Annotated in this window: 16 protein-coding genes; 9 read left to right on the top strand and 7 right to left on the bottom strand. The window is 71.2% G+C overall.

The annotated features are described in order from the left end of the window. The first annotated feature begins 103 nt into the window (after positions 1–103). On the top strand, positions 104–3541 hold the full coding sequence (locus ACYQPG_RS12975) for an SbcC/MukB-like Walker B domain-containing protein (RefSeq protein WP_461232464.1): 3438 nt from the start codon (positions 104–106) through the stop codon (positions 3539–3541). Positions 3542–3605: 64 nt separating this feature from the next. Here the strand turns inward: ACYQPG_RS12975 and ACYQPG_RS12970 are convergent, their stop codons facing one another. Next, positions 3606–3878, bottom strand: a complete 273-nt coding sequence (locus tag ACYQPG_RS12970) for a DUF1640 domain-containing protein (protein WP_461231099.1) — start codon at positions 3876–3878, stop codon at positions 3606–3608. A 323-nt stretch (positions 3879–4201) separates the two neighbouring features. Then, a complete protein-coding gene (locus ACYQPG_RS12965; protein WP_147909957.1) occupies positions 4202–4417 on the bottom strand; it encodes a hypothetical protein in 216 nt (71 codons plus the stop codon). Between the two features lie 443 nt (positions 4418–4860). On the opposite strand from ACYQPG_RS12965, the gene ACYQPG_RS12960 reads away from it, so the two are divergent. Genes ACYQPG_RS12960 through ACYQPG_RS12950 form a run of 3 tightly spaced genes read left to right on the top strand, consistent with a single transcriptional unit; the run spans position 4861 to position 7001 of the window. Then, positions 4861–5991 (top strand): S1C family serine protease, encoded by a 1131-nt coding sequence (locus tag ACYQPG_RS12960; protein ID WP_419829575.1) that lies wholly within the window; start codon positions 4861–4863, stop codon positions 5989–5991. Then, positions 5988–6239: a hypothetical protein gene (locus tag ACYQPG_RS12955; RefSeq protein WP_147909959.1), complete on the top strand. Its 252-nt coding sequence runs from the start codon at positions 5988–5990 to the stop codon at positions 6237–6239. The genes ACYQPG_RS12960 and ACYQPG_RS12955 overlap by 4 nt, the downstream gene beginning before the upstream one ends. A gap of 15 nt (positions 6240–6254) precedes the next feature. After that, complete coding sequence (locus tag ACYQPG_RS12950) at positions 6255–7001, top strand: J domain-containing protein (protein WP_419829574.1); 747 nt, start codon at positions 6255–6257, stop codon at positions 6999–7001. Between the two features lie 212 nt (positions 7002–7213). Here the strand turns inward: ACYQPG_RS12950 and ACYQPG_RS12945 are convergent, their stop codons facing one another. Further along, complete coding sequence (locus tag ACYQPG_RS12945) at positions 7214–8695, bottom strand: SPOR domain-containing protein (protein WP_419829573.1); 1482 nt, start codon at positions 8693–8695, stop codon at positions 7214–7216. A gap of 604 nt (positions 8696–9299) precedes the next feature. Between ACYQPG_RS12945 and clpS the strand changes: the two genes are divergently transcribed. The 4 genes from clpS (at position 9300) to ACYQPG_RS12925 (ending at position 14168) form a co-directional block, all read left to right on the top strand. Continuing rightward, positions 9300–9701 carry an ATP-dependent Clp protease adapter ClpS gene (clpS, locus tag ACYQPG_RS12940; protein WP_187193701.1) on the top strand — a complete coding sequence of 134 codons (402 nt, stop codon included), beginning with the start codon at positions 9300–9302 and terminating at the stop codon, positions 9699–9701. 37 nt (positions 9702–9738) lie between these two features. Then, a complete protein-coding gene (gene clpA, locus ACYQPG_RS12935; RefSeq protein WP_147909962.1) occupies positions 9739–12237 on the top strand; it encodes an ATP-dependent Clp protease ATP-binding subunit ClpA in 2499 nt (832 codons plus the stop codon). A 91-nt stretch (positions 12238–12328) separates the two neighbouring features. Then, positions 12329–12610: a hypothetical protein gene (locus ACYQPG_RS12930; RefSeq protein WP_147909963.1), complete on the top strand. Its 282-nt coding sequence runs from the start codon at positions 12329–12331 to the stop codon at positions 12608–12610. A 259-nt stretch (positions 12611–12869) separates the two neighbouring features. Then, a complete protein-coding gene (locus ACYQPG_RS12925) occupies positions 12870–14168 on the top strand; it encodes a flavin monoamine oxidase family protein (protein ID WP_461231098.1) in 1299 nt (432 codons plus the stop codon). Between the two features lie 101 nt (positions 14169–14269). On the opposite strand, the gene ACYQPG_RS12920 is transcribed toward ACYQPG_RS12925, so the two are convergent. The 3 genes from ACYQPG_RS12920 to egtB all read right to left on the bottom strand — a co-directional run bounded on the left by ACYQPG_RS12920 (position 14270) and on the right by egtB (position 17680). Beyond that, on the bottom strand, positions 14270–15286 hold the full coding sequence (locus ACYQPG_RS12920) for an adenylate/guanylate cyclase domain-containing protein (protein WP_461231097.1): 1017 nt from the start codon (positions 15284–15286) through the stop codon (positions 14270–14272). A gap of 43 nt (positions 15287–15329) precedes the next feature. Further along, positions 15330–16304 (bottom strand): L-histidine N(alpha)-methyltransferase, encoded by a 975-nt coding sequence (gene egtD / locus ACYQPG_RS12915; protein ID WP_461231096.1) that lies wholly within the window; start codon positions 16302–16304, stop codon positions 15330–15332. 107 nt (positions 16305–16411) lie between these two features. Next, entirely contained in the window at positions 16412–17680 is a 1269-nt protein-coding gene (gene egtB / locus ACYQPG_RS12910) for an ergothioneine biosynthesis protein EgtB (RefSeq protein ID WP_461231095.1), read from the bottom strand. Positions 17681–17941: 261 nt separating this feature from the next. On the opposite strand from egtB, the gene murI reads away from it, so the two are divergent. Further along, a complete protein-coding gene (gene murI / locus ACYQPG_RS12905) occupies positions 17942–18817 on the top strand; it encodes a glutamate racemase (protein WP_461231094.1) in 876 nt (291 codons plus the stop codon). A gap of 232 nt (positions 18818–19049) precedes the next feature. Here the strand turns inward: murI and ACYQPG_RS12900 are convergent, their stop codons facing one another. Beyond that, positions 19050–19214 (bottom strand): hypothetical protein, encoded by a 165-nt coding sequence (locus ACYQPG_RS12900; RefSeq protein ID WP_461231093.1) that lies wholly within the window; start codon positions 19212–19214, stop codon positions 19050–19052. Positions 19215–19562: the final 348 nt, after the last annotated feature.

The raw sequence follows: 19562 nt of genomic DNA, 5'->3' as shown, positions 1-19562 counted from the left end.
GAGGTGACAGCTCGGCGCCGGGAACGCCGAAGCTTGCATGCGCGGCCGAACCCGGCCAACTGGTCCGCACATCCTTCCGACAGCGGCCCGGCCTCCCGACATCGTGTACGTCCTCACCGACATCGCCATCTCGAACTGGTACCTGATCCGGCGCGAGCAGATCCGCCTCCGGGGCGCCGCCGCCCTGGTCGGGCCGACGGGGGCCGGCAAGTCCACGATCTTCGACGCGGTCGGCACGGTGCTCGCCGGCAACAACGCCAGCCGGCTTGCGCTGAACGCCTCGGCCTCCGGACGCAGCGCCCGCACGGTGCGCGACTATTGCCTGGGCTGGATCAGCGATCCGGCGGAGGGCGGACGGCCGACGCGGGAATCCTGCGAGACCGTGCTGGCCCTGGTGTTCGAGAACCCCGCCTCGGGCCGCACCGTCACGGTCGGGCTGGCGCTGGCGGCCCGGGCGGTGGAGCCGCGTGAGACCGTGCTGTCCCGCTTCATCGCGGTCGGGCACCGATTCGAGGTCGCCGACTATACCCGCACCGCACCGGGCGGCAGCTTCACGGCGCCGTGGAGCGAGATCGCCGCGGATCTGCGCGCCCGGGCGGCGAGCTTCACCGAGTACCGGACCTCCGGCGAGCGCTTCACCGCCGACATCCTGGCGACCCTGCGCGAGGGCGCGCCCTCCCCCGAGCCGCGGCACTTCCTGCGCAGCTTCTCCAACGCCGTGGCGTTCAAGCCGATCTTCGACACCAGCGCCTTCGTGCGCGCCTTCGTGCTCGACCCGGAGCCCCTGGACGTCGAGCGGGTGCGGCTCTCCATCGCCAACTGGCGCCGCCTGCTCGAGACGATCGGCGAACTGGAGAGCCGTCTCGCCCGGCTGCGGCGCCTGCGCGACCGCTACGAGGCCTGGGGCGAGGCGGTGCTGGCCGCTGCCACCCACGAGTTCGCGGCGGCCTGCGCCGAGCTGCGCCGCCGCAGCCTCGACCTCGTCGCGGTCCGCCTGCGCCTGCGCGAGGGTGCCGACACGTTGCGGATCGCCCGGGAGCGGGTCGCGGCGAGCCGGGGCCACGTCCGGGAGATCGACGGCGAGATAGCCGAGAAGAAGGCCCTGCTCGCCGGCAGCGCCGCGGAGGGCCGGCTCGCCGCCTCGACGCTGGGCCTGTCGATGTTGGAGCGGGACCGGAAGGACCTCTCCGCCCGGATCGCCGACCTCGTCGGCCTGGTCGGCCAGATGGGCAAGCTTCAGCCGGTCGCCCCGATCCTGCGACAGGCCTGCCCGCCGGCGGCCCGCCTCGCGGAATCCTGCGCCCGGGCCGGCCTGCGCCGGGAATCCTCGCCCGACGAGATCCTGCGACCGGACGGGCCCCTGGCGGACCTGATCGACGGGCTGGCACGCCTGCCCGAGTTCGACGAGGCCCTGGAGCGGGCGGCCGAGGATGCTGCGCTCAAGGCCCGCGCGCAGGAGAGCGAGGCCGAGCGCACCGCGCCGCGCACCGGGGGCGGCCCGGCGGCGCGCCTGTCCTCCGATACGGTGGCGTTCCGGGGCGAGCTGGCGCGGCGCGACATCGACGCTCTGCCGATCTGCGAGCTGGCCGAGATCGTCGATCCGACCTGGGGGCCCGCGCTGGAGGGCCTGCTCGGGCGCGCCCGCGAGGCCCTGGTGGTGGCGCCCGACCGGCTGAGCGAGGCGCTGGGCGTCCTGCAATCGGGCCGCGACCGGTTCCACCGCTGCATCCTGGTCAAGACCACCGACACCGCCAAGCAGCGGGCGCGCCGCTACGACGACGGCCCGCTCACCGTGATCGAGACCAGCGATCCGCACGCGGAGGCGTTCCTCGGGGTGCGGCTCGGCGGCTACGACCTCGCCCGGGACGATGCCGAGCTCGCCCGCCTGTCCCGCGCCGTCGCGCCGAGCGGCCGGACCACGGCCGGCATGGCCTATTCGGTGACCCGCAGCGTCGATCTGCTGATGACCCGCGGCCATCGCGGGCCCACGGTGGACAGCCGCAGGGCGCACGAGGCCGCGGTTGCGGAGGCCCGGCGGCTGCGCGGCGAGGCGGCGGTCCTGCGCGAGGCCGCCCGCACCGCCGCGGCGGTCCGGGCCCGCATCGCGCGCGGCCTCGACGACGTCGATACCCTGCGGAGCGAGCTGGACGGGCTGGAGGGGCGGCGGCGCACGCTCCAGACCGAGCGCGAGGGCATCGAGAAGCGCGACAATGCCGGCCTCACCGCCGAAATCGCCGCGCTGACCACCGAGCGGATCGGCTACCTGCGGGAATTGTCCGACGATCTGGAACCGAAGCTCGACCGCCTGCTCGCCGACGAGGCGGCGCTGCGGGGGCGCCTCGGGACCGTGCGCGAGGCCGCCCGCGCGGCGCTGGCGGCCCGGCGCTCAGCCCTGCGGCAGGCGATGGGCGGCGACGCGGCGCGGGTGCGCCTCGCCCGCTCCGAGACGTTCGGCGTCGGCGTGATCGCGCAGGCGCGGGGTGCGCTCGCGGGCCTCGACGCCAAGGCCGCGGGCACACGGGCCGCCACGGAGCGCGGGCTCGCCCGGGAGGCCGCCGAGGCGGCCCGCTCGCACGGGCGCGTCGCCGAGCGCGAGCTGACCGAGGCCTGTTCGGCCTGGCGGGTCGAGAATCCGCTGAACGCCGGCGACGCCCCGGCGATCGACGGCTACGCCTGGGTCTCCAAGGAATACGAGGCCGTCGAGGGCCACGAGCTGCGCCGCTACCGCGCCCAGGCCGAGCGGGCCGAGGTCGAGATGCGCCGGCTCATGACCGAGGATCTTCTGACCCGCCTGGCCGACCGGTTCGAGCGGGTCCATGCCCGGCTCGCCGCCCTGAACGAGCGGCTCTCGGCGCGCAGCTTCACCGGCCAGACCTACGCGTTCGAGGCGGCGGTGGACCGGCGCTACGCCGCCGTCCACGCCCTGGCCACCGAGACCGCCCGCTCCCCCGAGGCCGCGCAGGCGCTGCTGGCCGGCGAAACCGAGGGGCCGATGGCGGCGGCGCTGGAAGAGATCACCGCGCTGATCGCCGGCCAGGAGGATGCGGCCCGGCTCGCCGATTACCGCAACTACTTCGTGTACGAGATCGGCATGAAGGACGCGGCCGGCAACCGCACGACGATGTCGGCGCGGGCGCTGCGCGGGTCCGGCGGCGAGGCGCAGGCGCCGTTCTACGTGGCGATCGCGGCTTCGCTGGCGAGCGCCTACTATCCGGGCGACCGGCCCGGCGACGAGAATCCGGGCCTGGGCCTCTGTCTCCTCGACGAGGCGTTCTCCAAGCTCGACGTGCGCAACAGCCAGGCGCTGGTCGATCTCTACCGCGCCTGGGGATTGCAACTGCTGATCGCCGCCCCCGAGGACAAGCGCACGACGCTGACCGAGGTGATGGACACCATCGTCACCGTCTACAAGAGCCCGGATCTGACGTCGGTGCGGATCGAGGCCGAGCACCCGTTGGAGGCGGCGCGCCGGGCGCTGCACGCGATCAACCCGGAGCAGGTCGGGGTCGAGGGCTTCCGCCACTCGGACGCGGCGGAGTGAGCCGGCGGGGTACCGATTGCGATCCCCGATATCCCCGCTGTTCCTGAGCCGCGCCCAGGTTCGCTCAGTGCAGGCCCCGTGCCAGGGCCACGCTGCCGCCGACGATCACTAGCGCCTGGAACCCGATCGCGCCGAGCATCCATGTGACGATCTCGGCCTTCGTCTCGGCGAGGTCGGCCTTGTTGGCTAGCTGCAGCACCTCGATCTCGGACTTGGTCGAGAGCCGCAGCGCCTCGATATCCGTCCGGACCGCGGCGATGTCGGTCTTGGTCGCCAGATCGTTCTGGATCGCCTCGGCGATGGCGTCGGCCAGACCTTTGGCCTGCTCCGAGGACATTTTGGCCTTGTCGCGGAGCGTGCGGACGAACCGCAGGGTGTCGAAAGCAACGGCGGTCGCGGACGCGGCTCGCACTCTTGAGAAGAGGCTGGCCTGAAGTGCAGCTTCAGGCTCCGTTCGTCCAGCATACGAACGGAGCTGGCGCACGGGCGACGTGACCTTGGCAGGATTGATCGACCGCCTCGCCGTCATCCGGCGGGCACGGCACGACCGGTCGGCAATTCGTCACGGCCCCGCCGATCGATCGGCGGGGCTCTGCGCTGCGAGGACCCCAGCAGGTCGATCCTCTTCGCGCAAAGCCACTTCGAATCCGCTGGAACCGGTCAGTTCAGATAGGTGCGGATCCAGTTCGGGGAGAGGATCTCGCCCTCCTCGGTGATGATCCAGGGCTGCTTGGCCGGATCGGTCAGGGCGCCCGCGGCGGCGGCGATCGCCTCGCGCAGGGTGCCGTACCGCTCGGGCTGGGCCAGCGGGGCGCTCGCCGGGGCCGTGCGCCAGATCGTGAGATCGGCCGGGCGTTCGAGAGCTTCGGTTTCCATGATGACTTGTCCTTCCGAACCGTTTTGGACCGTTCAGATCCCCGCCGCCCGGTCGAGCCGGTGTGCCGCGGGATCCGAGAGGCTGAGCGTCAATGCAAGCATCTCTGCGGCAGCTTTGCGATCAATTTGGGCATTTCAGGCACCAGTATCTAGTCCTACTACGTAGGATAAGGTGCGGTGCCTTGTTCCATGCCCAAACCGGCCATGCCTGATCCGCCGTGAACTTGCGAGAATTGTGGCCACCGATTGATGACCATTCCGTTAGCCAATGCGCGCCAGTCTCCGAGGTGCGCCAGAACACGTCAGGGCCCCGGCGGAGACCGTGCTTCCCCTGTGTTGACGCCCCGATCCTGAACGCGCACTTAAGGCTTTCCCCGCGCGTCCTGCGCCGCTGCCCCGCCGCCGCCCCTTCGCTGCCTCGTCCTGACCTGGAGACCGCCCCCGTGCCGGATCGTACCGTGCGCATCGTGCTCGCCGCGGTCCTGGTCCTGCTGGCGCTCTACGTCGCCCAACCCTACGTGCAGGCGCTGCTCTACGCGGCCGAGACGCCGCGGGCGGTGACCGCACGCGGCGATCTGGCCCAGTCCGAATCCGCCACGATCGCGCTGTTCGAGCGGGCGAGCCCCTCGGTCGTTCACGTCTTCGCGCGGAGCGCCGCGACCGGGCGCGACCTGCTCGACGCGGACGACGAGGGTGGCGAGCAGGGCGGCACGCAGACCGGCACCGGCTTCGTCTGGGACGGGGCCGGCCACGTCGTCACCAATACGCATGTCGTGCAGAACGCGGCGCAATCCGGCGGCTCGGTTTCGGTGCGGATGAGCGACGGAGAGGTGGTCTCCGCGACCCTGGTGGGGCTGGCGCCGTCCTACGACCTCGCGGTCCTGCGGCTCGGGCGGGTGGCCAAGATGCCGCCGCCCCTGGCGATCGGGACCTCGGCGGACCTGAAGGTCGGCCAGTCGACCTTCGCGATCGGCAACCCGTTCGGCCTCGACCACACCCTGACCACCGGCGTGATCAGCGCCGTGCGCCGGCGGATGCCGACCAGCGCCGGGCGTGAGCTATCCGGCGTCATCCAGACCGACGCGGCGATCAACCCCGGCAATTCCGGCGGCCCCCTGCTCGATTCCGCCGGCCGGCTGATCGGGGTCAACACCGCCATCGTCTCGCCCTCGGGGGCCAGCGCCGGCATCGGGTTCGCGATCCCGGTGGACGTGGTCAACCGGGTCGTCCCGGAGCTGATCCGGGTGGGGCGGGTGCGCAACCCCGGCATCGGCATCATCGCCGCCCAGGAGGCCGCCGCCGCCCGGCTGGGGATCGACGGCGTGGTGGTGCTGCGGGTGCTGCCCGGGTCGCCCGCGTCCCAGGCCGGCCTGCGCGGCGTCGACCCGCAATCCGGCGATCTCGGCGACGTGATCGTGGCGGCCGAGGACCGGCCGATCCGCCGGCTGGCCGACCTCACCGCGGCGATCGAGGAGGCCGGCCTCGGCGCGGCCATCAACCTGAAGGTCGTGCGCGGCGGCCGGATCCGGGAGGTCCGCATCACCACCGCGGATGTCGCGGAGAACCGCCGGTGAGGCGGCTGCCCGGCCTCGTGCTGCTCGTCCTGGTCTCCGCCGGCATCGCGCAGGCTGCCGAGACGCGGGTGCGGTCCCGCCTCTGTCCGGAGGACCTGCCGGAGGGTGTCCGCCTGCCGCCGCCGCCCGGCTGCGACGTTCCGGCCCACGCCCCGACGACGGCCCCGCGCGGGTTCTACGATCTGGGTGACGGCACCACGGTGCGGATCGGTGGCCGCGTCGGCGCCGAATTCGGCGCGCGGCGATAACGGCGGCGGTTCGCGATGGTGCTGTTTGCGGTCCTACTGGCCTGCGCCACGCTCTGGTGGCTCTCGAAGAACGGGGACGGCCTCGGCCGCCGGCTCGGGCGTGCCTTCGGCAAGGGCGTCGGCGCGGTGACCGGCGCGGTCCAGCCGCAGAAGCTCGGCGGCGCCTTCGCGCTCGCGGCGGCCGGGTTCCTGCTCCTGCACGGGAACCTCATCCTGGCGGCCCTGCTCGGCCTCAGCGGCATCTGGATGATCGAGGGGCAGGCCGCAATGACCGAGCGCCTCGCCCGCCTCGTCACGTCCCGGTTCGGCCCCGGGCTCCGGCACCGCACGTCCCTGCTCGATGTCCGCCTGCGTCCGGACGGCTCCATCCGCGACGGCCGGGTGATCGCCGGGCCCGGTGCCGGGGCCCGGCTCGACGCCCTGCCGGCCGAAATCCTGATCGCGCTGCTGCAGGTCTGCCGCGCACGCGATGCCGAGGGCGCGGCGCTGCTAGAGCCGTATCTCGACCGCCGGGCGCCCGGCTGGCGTGTAGACGCTGAGCGCGATCGAGACCCGCGGCCGGGACGCCCGGCGTATCCAGGGTCGATGACGCAGGAGGAGGCGCACCAGATCCTGGGGCTTCAGCGCGGGGCGACCGCTGAGCAGGTCCGGACGGCCCACAGGTCTCTGATGAAGCTCACCCACCCCGACCAGGGCGGAAGTGCCGACAGGGCGGCGCGGGTCAACGCGGCCCGGGACAGGCTTTTGAACCGACATCGCTGAACTCCACGCGCGTTGTCAGATGCTGACTGGTTCGCAGCCGCGGGCAAACACAGCCGCGGCTCCGCCGTGCCGGCGCGCCGGAGGGGCGCGCCGTCGATCGTCTAGAGCGTCGTCCCGGAAATCAGGGCCGGGACGACGCTCGAGGCCTCTGTCTCCGCATCATGTTGGTCCGAAAGCCGGAATCCACCTTTCGGGATGATGCTCAAGGTCGTTCAGCTGCGGGTCGCGAAGCAGCTGAAGCCGCTGCGCTTCAGGGCCGAGCAGGCATCCTGCGCGGAATCCTGTTCGGCGAACCCGGAGAAGCGGGCGCGGTACAGCGTGGTCCCGCCATGCTCGACCTTGACCGTGTAGGGCGCCGCCTTGGACAGGCTGCCGCCGGCCTTGGCGCGGGCCTCGGAGAGCATCGTGCGGGCCTTGGACTCGTCGTCCATGGCGCCGAGCTGGATCACCCAGGCGGTGGGGACGACGCGGGTCCCGGCGACGGCCTTGGGCGGTTCGTCGCGTTCCGCGGAGGCCATCCGGGCCGCGGTCTTGGATGCGCCCGGGAACGGTGCCTGGGCGCCGCTCGCGCCGGCATAGGCCTGCGCGGCTTTCGGGAGGGCCTGCGACACGCCCTGCGGACCGGGCTTCCAGGTGCCGCCCGGCGTCGTGGTCGAGCGCGAGGGCATGATGTCCAGGGGCTCGCCGGTGGTGCCGGTGGTCTCGACATCCTCGTCGTCGGCAGAGGCGACCTGGGTGCGGGTGCGCGAGACGGCGTCCGCCACCACGGCCGGGCGGGCCCGCTCGGCCACCTCGGTGACCGGCGCCGACTGGCGGACGCCGGCATAGGCCCGGGGCAGGTTGGCGCGGACGAGGTCGGCCATGATCCGGTCGCGGCTGCCGCCCGACTTGCCGCCGAGCACGATCGCCACGATCTGGCGGCCCTCGGACTTGGCCGCGGTCATCAGGTTGAACCCGGAGTCGCGGGTGTAGCCGGTCTTGATGCCGTCCACGCCCTGGACGTTGCCGAGCAGGTGGTTGTGGTTGCCGATCACCCGGCCGCGGAACGCGAAGGCGCGGGTCTGGAAGTAGCGGTAATAGTGCGGGAACCGGTCCTGGATGGCGCGGGCCAGGACGGTGAGGTCCCGGGCGGTGGTGAGCTGGTCCGGGTCCGGCAGGCCGGATGCGTTGGCGTAGCGGGTCCGGCTCATGCCCAGCGCGTGCGCCTTGGCGGTCATCATCTGGGCGAAGCGCTCCTCGGAGCCGGCGATGTTCTCGCCGATCGCGCAGGCCACGTCGTTGGCCGACTTGGTGACGATCGCCTTGATCGCGTCCTCGACCGTGATGGTCTGGCCGGGGCGCAGGCCGAGCTTCGAGGGCGCCTGGGCGGCGGCGTGGGCCGACATGGTCAGCTCGGAATCGAGGGCGAACTTGCCGCGCTCCATCTGCTCGAACAGCATGTAGAGCGTCATGACCTTGGTGATCGAGGCCGGATGGCGCAGCGCGTCCTCGTTGACCGCGTGCAGCGTCTTCCCGCTCTTCACGTCCACCACCATGGCGGCGTAGGGCGGGTTGTAGCCGCCCCCTGACGCATGGTGATGGTGCCGCCCGCGGCGGGCTTCGGCCGGGGCGGCCAGGGCGGTCAGGACCGCGGCGGCGGCCAAGGCGGCCGGCAGCGCGGGGATCGTCCGGGGGCGGCCTACAACGCTACGCATCACGCCTGATTGCCTCGCGAGACCGGCATGCGCCGGTCGTATCTCTGGTGCTGGCCTGCGTTGATCGCGTGGCCCCGCTGCATCGGTTGAGAATTAGGCGGGTGCAGTTACAGGCCCGTTAATGCGAACCACTCGCGTTCCGAATCGCGCCGGTCCGGCCATGTCTTGACGATGGCGTATGCGACCCACACTCTTGGGTGAGATCCGGTTTCGTCATCGGTGTCGGCGCGCGGCGAGCCGGCCCGGCGGCGCCGAGGAGGCCGGCCATGCAACGATCCCCCGCCCTCCCCGCGTCTCCCGGCATTCACCGGTCGGGAATCGGGTTTCGCGCGGTTCGATCCGGGCGCTGCGTGCCGACCCTGGCCCCGCCTGCCGGGCGCGTTCCGCGTGCCGACCTCGGCAGGTCGGCATGAGCGGGTCGCAGGCGTCGCGCCGGGCGCAAGCTTTGCGGGGCGGACAAGTGCGCGCAGGCGTCTGGCGAAGTCGCTTCACGGTCTGTAGATTAATGTCCGCCGACCCGGACGCCGCTCCCGGCAGGGTCATGACGGGATCGGTATTGGGGGCCGGCGACGCCCGCTCCAATCGAGGGATCGGTTCGACGCACATGACACAGGTCCCCCTTCAGGGCACCGCGATATCGACGACGCTTCACGGGCCGGCGCGTTTGGCGATCACGGCCTCCGGTTCGCGCGCCCCGGGCGGCGACGACCGGTCCAACACCGCGATCATCACCCGCACCAAGCCGAAGACCAAGAAGCCAAGCCTGTACCGGGTACTCCTTCTGAACGACGATTATACGCCGATGGAATTCGTCGTGCTGGTCGTCGAACGCTTCTTCAACAAGAGTCACGAGGACGCCTACCACATCATGATGCACGTGCATCAGAACGGGGTCGGCGAGTGTGGGGTCTTCACCTACGAGGTGGCGGAGACCAAGGTGACGCAGGTCATGGACTTCGCGCGCAAACACCAACATCCTCTCCAGTGCGTTATGGAAAAGAAATAGGCGCCGTTCGCGGTAGGCACCCACACAGAGGCCAGCTTTGCCAAGCTTCTCACGCAGCCTAGAACAAGCCCTCCACCGAGCCCTGGCGCTCGCCGGCGAGCGACGGCACGAATACGCGACGCTGGAGCATCTCCTGCTCGCCCTTGTCGACGACCAGGACGCGGCCGCGGTCATGCGCGCCTGCAACGTCGAGATCGACACGCTGAAGCGCAGCCTGGTCGATTACGTGGACACCGAGCTCTCGAACCTGACCGGGGACGGGCGCCAGGACGCCAAGCCCACCGCCGGGTTCCAGCGGGTGATCCAGCGGGCGGTGATCCACGTCCAGTCCTCGGGCCGTGAGGAGGTGACCGGGGCCAACGTGCTGGTGGCGATCTTCGCCGAGCGCGAGAGCCACGCCGCCTACTTCCTGCAGGAGCAGGACATGACCCGCTACGACGCGGTCAACTACATCAGCCACGGCATCGCCAAACGCCCCGGCGCGTCCGAGGCCAAGCCCGTGCGCGGCGCGGAAGAGGAAGGCGCCCCCGAGCGCCCGAGCGACGAGGGCGATCCCCGCGGCGGCGCGAAGAAGAAGGGCGACGCCCTCGACGCCTACTGCGTGAACCTCAACAAGAAGGCCCGGGACGGCAAGATCGACCCGCTGATCGGCCGCCACTCCGAGGTCGAGCGCACGATCCAGGTGCTCTGCCGCCGGCAGAAGAACAACCCGCTGCTGGTGGGCGACCCCGGCGTCGGCAAGACCGCGATCGCCGAAGGCCTGGCCCGCAAGATCATCCAGCACGAGGTGCCGGAGGTCCTGGCCGACGCGACCGTGTTCTCCCTCGACATGGGCACGCTGCTGGCCGGCACCCGCTACCGGGGCGACTTCGAGGAGCGCCTCAAGCAGGTGATGAAGGAGATCGAGGCGCACCCGAACGCGATCATGTTCATCGACGAGATCCACACGGTGATCGGTGCCGGTGCGACCTCGGGCGGCGCCATGGACGCGTCGAACCTGCTCAAGCCGGCGCTCGCCTCGGGCACGCTGCGCTGCATCGGCTCGACCACCTACAAGGAGTACCGCCAGTACTTCGAAAAGGACCGCGCCCTCGTGCGGCGGTTCCAGAAGATCGACGTCAACGAGCCGTCGATCCCGGACACGATCGAGATCGTGAAGGGCCTGCGCCCGTACTTCGAGGAGTTCCACAAGCTCAAGTACACGACCGAGGCCGTGAAGGCGGCGGTCGAGCTGTCGGCCCGCTACATCAACGACCGCAAGCTGCCCGATAAGGCGATCGACGTGATCGACGAGACCGGCGCGTCGCAGATGCTGGTGCCGGAGGCGCGTCGCAAGCGCACCATCGGCATCAAGGAGATCGAGGCGACCATCGCCACGATGGCCCGCATCCCGCCAAAGACCGTCTCGAAGGACGACGCGGTGGTGCTGCAGCACCTCACCGAGAACCTGAAGCGGGTGGTCTACGGCCAGCCGAACGCGATCGAGGCGCTGACCTCGGCGATCAAGCTCGCCCGGGCGGGCCTGCGCGATCCGGACAAGCCGATCGGCTCGTACCTGTTCGCGGGTCCGACCGGCGTCGGCAAGACCGAGGCCGCCAAGCAGCTCGCTTCCTCGCTCGGCGTCGAGATGCTGCGGTTCGACATGTCGGAATACATGGAGCGCCACACGGTCAGCCGCCTGATCGGCGCGCCCCCCGGCTATGTCGGCTTCGACCAGGGCGGCCTGCTCACCGACGGGATCGACCAGCACCCGCATTGCGTGCTGCTGCTCGACGAGATCGAGAAGGCCCATCCGGACCTGTTCAACATCCTGTTGCAGGTGATGGACCACGGCAAGCTGACCGACCACAACGGCAAGCAGGTCGATTTCCGCAACGTCATCATCATCATGACGACCAATGCCGGCGCCTCGGACCTGGCGAAGTCGGCCTACGGCTTCACCCAGACGAAGCGCACGGGTGACGACGTGGAGGCGATCAACAAGCTGTTCGCGCCGGAATTCCGCAACCGCCTCGACGCAATCATCTCGTTCGGCCACCTGCCGAAGGAGGTCGTGGCCAAGGTCGTGGACAAGTTCGTCCTCCAGCTCGAGGCGCAGCTCGCCGACCGCAACGTGACGATCGAGCTGTCCGACGAGGCGCGGGCGTGGCTGGTGGAGCACGGTTACGACGACGCCATGGGTGCCCGCCCGATGGCGCGTCTGATCCAGGCGACCATCAAGACGCCGCTGGCCGACGAGGTGTTGTTCGGCAAGCTCAAGGACGGCGGCGCCGTCCGGGTGGTGGTGCGCAAGCCGGAGGACGAGGAGGCCAAGGCCGGCGCCAAGGACAGCCTCGGCTTCGACTTCCCGGCAGGCCCGGTCACGCCGAAGCCGGAGGCGGACGTCACCAACGCGGCCAAGCGGCACAAGCGGGCCAAGCCCCGCGCGGCCACGCGCAAGAAGACCCCGAAGGACGACAAGGGCGGCGGTGGTGGCAGCGGCGGCTCGGGCGGCGGCGTCCGGACCGTGCCGAAGGTGCCACTGGTCCGCGCATAAGAGCCCTCACGCCGGCCGGCAGGCTTCCGGACCACGGCCTGCCGGTCTATGACCGCCGCGACGCGAACGCGCCGCGGCGAGGAGGCGCTTGATGACCGAAGATCTGCACGAGGGGCCTCTATCCCCCGTCACGCATCCTGCGCCTGCCCCGAAGCTGACCCGGCGCGAGGAGCGGCGCCGGCGCCGCCAGCGGCGTCGCCGCGGCGAGGAGGTGCTGGCCTGGGTGCTGGTGCCACTGATCTGCGTCGGGATCTTTCTCGGCGTGAATGCCGGCTTCGACTTCTTCGGCACCTCGCCCGGTCAGGTCTGGGACCAGCTGATGCAGGTCAAGACCATGATGGAGAAGCGGTCCGCCAACCCGGCCGCGCATTAGAGCCTCGGATCGGGCAACAGGATCGACGCCCTGCGTGCGGTCCTGGCCTCGCGGCGTCGGTGGCATTCAAGGCGGCATCTCCGTTTCCGCGATGATGCTCGGGGACGTCCAGACGGCATCACCCTTTGCCGGCCGCAGGCTCGCCTCCTTCGGGAAGATGCCGCGGCCCTGCCGCGCTTGCCGGTCCGCGATCTCGGTACAGGTATCCCGGGTGAAGCCGGACTGATCCGGTTCAGAATGGCCCCCCAGCGGTGACGCCATGAGTCCGACCCGACGAACGATCCTGGCGGCTGCCGTGCTGGCGGCCCCGTCCGTGCGCGCCGCGACGCGGGGCGGCTCCGTGGCGGTCGTCGGCGCCGGGGCGGCCGGGCTGGCGGCGGCGTCGGCACTGCGCGCGGCCGGGCAGGACGTGGTGCTGGTCGAGGCCCGGGACCGGATCGGCGGCCGGGCTTTCACCGATCGGTCGCTCGGACCCGATTGCCGCTTCGATGCCGGCGCCGAGTACATCCACTGGGCCGAGCGCAACCCCTGGGCCCCCGTGGCCAGGGCATCGGGCGTGCGTTTCGCGCAGGAGAGCGGCTGGGCCCGGACGCTCATGATCGACGGCCGGCCGGCGACCGACGCGGAGAATGCGAGCCGCCGTGCGGGCTTCTCCGGGCTCGACGCGCTGCTGGCCCCCAAGGGGCGCGACACCTCGCTGGCCGAGGCCGCCCGCGCTGGGGGCCCGAACGCCGAGGGTGCGACGGCCGGCCTGAGCCGGCTCTCGCTCGGCGAGGATCCCGAGCGGGTCTCGGCGGTGGATTACGATCGCTTGTGGTCCGGGACCGACCTCTGGGTCGATGGCTACGGCGACCTCGTGGCGCGGCGCTTCGCCGACCTCCCGGTCCGGCTGAGCTGTCCGGTGCGGGCGATCGACTGGTCCGGCAAGACCGTCCGGATCGACACGGCCTGCGGCACGCTCGCGGTGGCGGCGGCAATCGTGACGGTGCCGGTCGGCGTGCTGAGAGAAGGGGCGATCCGGTTCACCCCGGGCCTGCCCGATGGCACTGCGGCGGCCCTGGATGGTCTGCACATGGGCGCCTACACCAAGATCGGCCTGCGGCTCGACCCTGCGAAGGTCGATCCGGCGGCTCTGGGCGACGCGGTGTCGGTGATCACCGGCGGCCCGACGGTGTATTTCGAGATGGGCCCGTTCGGCCGCGCCATCGCGGTGGCCAATCTCGGCGGCGACCTCGCCCGGGACCTGTGCCGCGCGGGCGAACCGGCCGCGATCGCCCTGGCCACCGAGCGCCTCGGCGCGATCCTGGGCGCGAAGGCGCAGTGCGCCGTCCTGGCCGGCCGCCTCGCCGGGTGGTGGACCGACCCGCACGCCCGCGGCTCGTATTCCATCGTCGAGCCCGGACACGCGGAGGCTCGCGAGCGCTTGCGCGATCCGGTCGGCGGGCGGGTGTTCTTCGCCGGCGAAGCGCTCGCCGGCGGCGGCGCCATGACGGTCGGCGGCGCCACCCTCGACGGTGAGCGCGCGGCCCAGGAAGTGCTGAAGGTCCTGGGCGCCTAGAGCATCGCCCCGAGAGGTGGCTGCCGGCTTTCGGAAGGCGACGATGCGCGAGCGCGGCGCGCAGAGTATCTGAGCCGGCAGCCGACGGTCCTGACGATGCCTTAAGCCGGCTTCCGGATCGCCGCCACGGCCAGCGGCTGTTCTCGGCCGCGCAGGGCGTGCGTGCCGAGATCCTCCGCCATGAGGTCGGGCGGCAGCGGGCCGATCCGGTCGAGCAGGTCGGCCGAGACCAGCACATGCACGCCGAGGCTCTTGGACAGGCTCTCCAGCCGGGCTGTGGTGTTCACGACGTCGCCGAAATACGCGATCTTGTGGCGCTCGAGCCCGATCTCTGCGGTGACCACCGAGCCGCAATGCAGGGCGGCGCGGAATTCCGGGACCTGCCCGAACCGCTTCGTCCAGGCGTCGGCCTCGGCGGCGAGCTGCTCGGCGAAGGCGAAGACGCAGCGCAGGCAGGCCGCGTCGCGCGTGCCCCGCTCGATCGTCCAGGTGACCAGGGCCATGTCGCCGATGTAATCGTCGATCGAGCCCCGGAAGCGCGAGACCGGCGGCGCCAGGGCGTTGAACACCTGCCCCAGATAGGCCTGCGCCGCGCGGTCGCCGTGGCGGTCGGCGAAGCGGGTCGAGCCGGTGACATCGAGGAACAGGAAGATGCGCTCCTCGCTGATCGGCCGGTGGTAGCGGCCGATCAGCAGGTTGGCGAAGACGCCGGGACCGATCAGGTCGCGCACCCGGAACACGAACACCACGAGGACCGAGATCGCGAGCCCGTAGAGCAGGCCGGATTCGGTCATCAGCATCGCGTTCCGCTCGCTGTACATGAAGCGGAACAGGCGGTTCAGCACCGTACTGGCGACCGCGTTGCCGGCCACGATCAGGGCGATGTAGAGCGCCACGGTGGAAAGCAGGAACAGCGGCGTCGCCAGCTGGCGCACGCGCTCCCGCATCTGCCGCCACAGCAGCCCGCGCTCGTAAAGCAGGATCGGTGCCCCGATGATCGCGCCCCGGATCGCCGAGCCCAGCAGCGGGCCGACCGCGAACAGCGATCCGTAGAGCAGGCCGGCCAGGGCGCCGAGCCCCGGCGCCACGAGGTAGAACCAGCGCGGGCTGAAACGCATCCGGCCGTCCTTCACCCCACGTGCCGGCCCGACGCGCCGGGGTTCAATCCTGCCGGAGGGCGTGGACCGAGAACAGCCCCTCCGAATCGGTCCAGACCTGGATCCAGGTCCAGCCGGCCCGCTCCACCAGGGCTCGGAAGGTCTCGACCGTGTACTTGTAGCTGCTCTCGGTGTGGATCGTTTCGCCGGCCGCGAACGCGAAGATCTCGGAGCCGATCCCGACATCCTGCGCGCGCTGCGAGACCAGATGCATCTCGATCCGTGAGGGCCCCGGGTTGAACACCGCCCGGTGCGAGAAGGCGCCGAGATCGAAGCGGCCGGCGAGCTCCCGGTTGATCCGGGTCAGGAGGTTGAGGTTGAACGCAGCCGTTACGCCTGCTGCATCCGCGTAGGCGTTCTCCAGGATCGCGGTATCCTTCACGAGGTCGACGCCCACGATCATGTGGGCGCCCCCCCCCAGGATGCGCCCGAACCGCCGCAGCAGGTCCTCGGCCTCGGCGGGCTCGAAGTTGCCGATGGTCGAGCCCGGGAAGAAGCCGGCCCGGGGCATGCCCGCGAGGCTCGCGGGCAGGTCGAAGTCGCGGGTGAAGTCGGCCGCCACCGGCTCGACCCGCAGATGCGGGAAGTCGCCGCTCAGCACGTCCGCCTGCGCCCGCAGGAACTCGGCCGAGACGTCCACCGGCACGTAGGCCGCGAGCTTGTCGAGGTGGCGCAGCAGGCGGCGCAGCTTGATGGTCGAGCCGCTGCCGAACTCGACGAGCGCGGCCTTGGCCGGCAGCAGCGCGGCCATCTCGGGGCCGCTGCGGTCGAGGATCCCGACCTCCGTGCGGGTCGGGTAGTATTCCGGCAACCGCGTGATCGCCTCGAACAGGTCCGAGCCGGCGGTGTCGTAGAAGTACTTCGGCGCGAGCGCCTTCTGCGGGCGGGACAGGCCGTCCCGCACATCGGCCAGGAAGGCCAGTTCGGGCGTGTCCAGGGCGACCGGGGCCGCGTCGGGGAAGCTGGGCTTGACGGTCAAGGGCGACTCCGGGGCGCTTGGAGCGCTCGCGGCCGACGGGGATACCGGTTCGGCGTCGGCGAGCGTTTCGAATCGAGGATTGAGGCCGTTCGCGATCGGGAACGGCCCTAGGCGGCGTCGGTGAGGCGCAGGCCGGTGAACTGCCAACGCTGATGCGGATAGAAGAAGTTGCGGTACGGCAGCCGGGCGTGGCCCTCCGGCGTCGCCACCGACGAGCCGCGCAGCACGAACTGGCTGACCATGAACTTGCCGTTGTATTCGCCCAGGGCCCCCGGCAACGGCCGGTAGCCCGGATAGGCGGTGTAGGCGCTGCGGGTCCATTGCCAGACGAGGCCGAACGCGTCCGGCAGGGCGCCGTCCCGCGCCGCCACCTCCCACTCGAACTCGGTCGGCAGGCTGCGACCGGCCCACCGGGCATAGGCGTCGGCTTCGTAGTAGCTGAGATGGGTGACCGGCGCGTCGAGCTCCACCGGCCGCACGCCGCCGAGCGTCATGGTCGCCCAGCCGTCACCGTCCCGGCGCCAGTAGCCCGGCGCCTCCCAGCCCTCGGCCTGGCCGGCGTACCAGCCGTCGGAGAGCCACAGTTCGGGCTTGGCGTAGCCCCCCGCCTCCATGAAGGCGAGCCATTCGCGGTTGGTGACCAGCGCCCTGTCGATCCGGCCGGGCAGGATCAGCGCCTCGTGGCGGGGCGATTCGTTGTCGAACGAGAACCCGTCTCCGGTATGCCCGATCCAGGCGATGCCGCGGGCGAGCGGGGCCTGACCCGTCTGCCCGGAGGCCGCCGGGAACTGCCAGCCGGCATCGTAGACCGGCCCGAGGGGGTTCTGCGCGAAGGCGTGCAGAATGTCGGTGAGCAGAAGCTCCTGATGCTGCTGCTCGTGGTACAGCCCGATCTCGAGGATCGGCAGCACGGCCTCCAGGGCGCTTTCCGAGGCCTGGCCGAGCAGCGACTCCACCGCGCGGTCGATATGCGCCCGATAGGCCGTGACCTCGTCCATGGTCGGTCGGGTGATCATGCCCCGCTGGATGCGCGGCTGTCGCGGGCCGGCCGCCACGTAGTACGAGTTGAACAGGTAGTGCAGGCGCTCGTCGAAGATGGCGTAGCCCGGCAGGTGCTCCCGCAGCAGGAACTGCTCGAAGAACCACGACACGTGCGCCCGGTGCCACTTGGTCGGGCTGGCATCGGCCATCGACTGGACCTGCTGGTCCTCCGCCGAGAGCGGCGCGGCGCGGCGCTCGGTCTCGCTGCGCACGAAACGGAATGCGGCGATCCAGGCGGCGCGGTCGATCGGCCGGGCGGTCACGGCCGGGGGCGGGAAAGCCGCAGCCGGTTGCGCGCGCGTGTCGCCGGAGCGGAGTGCCGCCGTGGCTGCCATGCGGATCTTCCCTTATTCGCGTCTCTGCTGGGATCGTCTTATCGACGCTCAGCTTGGTCGCAGAAGATATGTCCCCGCGGTGGTCAGACAACCTCCGCTCGTGATTCCGCCTGCGCCCGGGTCGTTCGCCTCATTCGCCGCCGGGGACGCGGGGGTTAACGGGGAGAACTTGAAATCGCGGGTCTTTCTTGCGCCGCAGTGAGGAGGTTTTAACCCTCGACACCGAGATTCGAGGCGCTGAGTGCGGAGTCCAGAATTTCCATGCGGATCGATCTGATGGCCGGGGCGAGCTTGTCCCCCGCGGCGTTCCGCCCGTCACCGGAGCCGACCATCCTGGTGTTCGATTCCGGCCTGGGCGGCCTGACGGTCCTCGATGCGGTGCGCCGCGCCCGGCCGGACGGCCGCTACGTCTATGCCGGCGACGATGCCGCCTTCCCGTACGGGCGGCTCGGCGAGGCGACCCTCGTGGCCCGGGTGCTCGCGGTGATGGAGCAGCTCGTCGCGACGCACCGGCCGGACCTGGTGGTCATCGCCTGTAACACCGCCTCGACCCTGGTCCTGCCGGCCCTGCGCCAGCGCTTCGCGACGCCGTTCGTCGGCGTGGTGCCGCCGATCAAGCCCGCCGCTGCGGCGACCCGCTCGTGCCTCATCACGCTGCTGGCCACGCCCGGCACGGTGGCACGCTCCTACACGCACGACCTGATCGCGACCTATGCCGGATCCTGCGCGGTGACGCTGGTCGGCTCGCCGAACCTCGCGGGCTTCGCCGAGGCCGAACTGGCCGGCGCACCGATCGACGATGCCGCCCTGGCGGCCGAGATCGCGCCCTGCTTCGTCGCCGAGGCTGACGGACGGCGCACCGACGTGGTCTGCCTCGCCTGCACCCACTACCCGCTGCTGCTGCCGCGCCTCGAAGCGCTGGCGCCCTGGCCGGTGACCTGGATCGATCCGGCGCCCGCCATCGCCCGGCGCGTGATCCAGCTGATCGGCCCGGCCCGGCGGGATGCCGACCATGACGGGGCCGTCCATGGCGCCTTTACGGCCGGCACCTGCCTGACCGGCCCATTGCGCGCCTCCCTCGCCGCCCGCGGGATCGGCGAGGTCGCCGTCGAGGCGATGCCGCTGGCGATGCAGTAGGCGGCGCCGACCCAGCCGGGCCCCGACGGGCCGCGGCTTCTCCCGCCGGCTCCTTCCGGAAGCCGGCGGCCCTCCTGCGAAATGATACTCCAGGTCCGGCCCTGGGCCGCCGCGTCCGGGCCTGCCGCGGATCCGCCTCGGACGGAGCCCGCGGCCTTCGCCTCGCCGACGAGGCCGCCGGTCCGCCGTCCAGCCGTGCCGAACGAGAGAGACGGCGACTGGGACGGGTGCGTCAGCGCAGCGCTGCGGTGCTTGCCGGTCTGTCGAGGGCTTCGGCCTCGGTGGGGACGACCAGATGGACGAAGAGCATCCCGGCGGCGACGATCAGCGCCAGCGCCAGGATCCGCCACAGCTCCATGATCGGCTCTTGCGGTGTCGTGTCGGTCTTGCGCGGCATCGGTCTCGGATCCCTGTTGTGTGATCTGTCCTGTGGGCCGGTCCCTGGCCCGTCGCGGGTGGCGTGGTCCACCGAAGGCTTGCCTGGCCTTGGTGGCGTAAAGTGGACACCCGCAGGATGAACGCTTCGTAAAATTTGCAACCACGGTCGCCGAAGCGGGTGGAGCGCGGCGTTGGGGTGGGGATCGGGGGTATCGGGCGCTGCCGCGCGCTCCGGCCTTGGCCAGGCTCGCGGGGATCGCCGCAGCGGAAATGGCCCGCCGCAAGGGTTGCACACCGCAAAGCCACCCGCGGCGATACTGATAAGTGTGCAAAATAATCTGCGCAGTCTAGCTTCTGCCGCAATTTC

The organism is Methylobacterium sp. CM6246, assembly GCF_054818005.1.
This window is presented reverse-complemented; position numbering and strand designations above follow the sequence as displayed.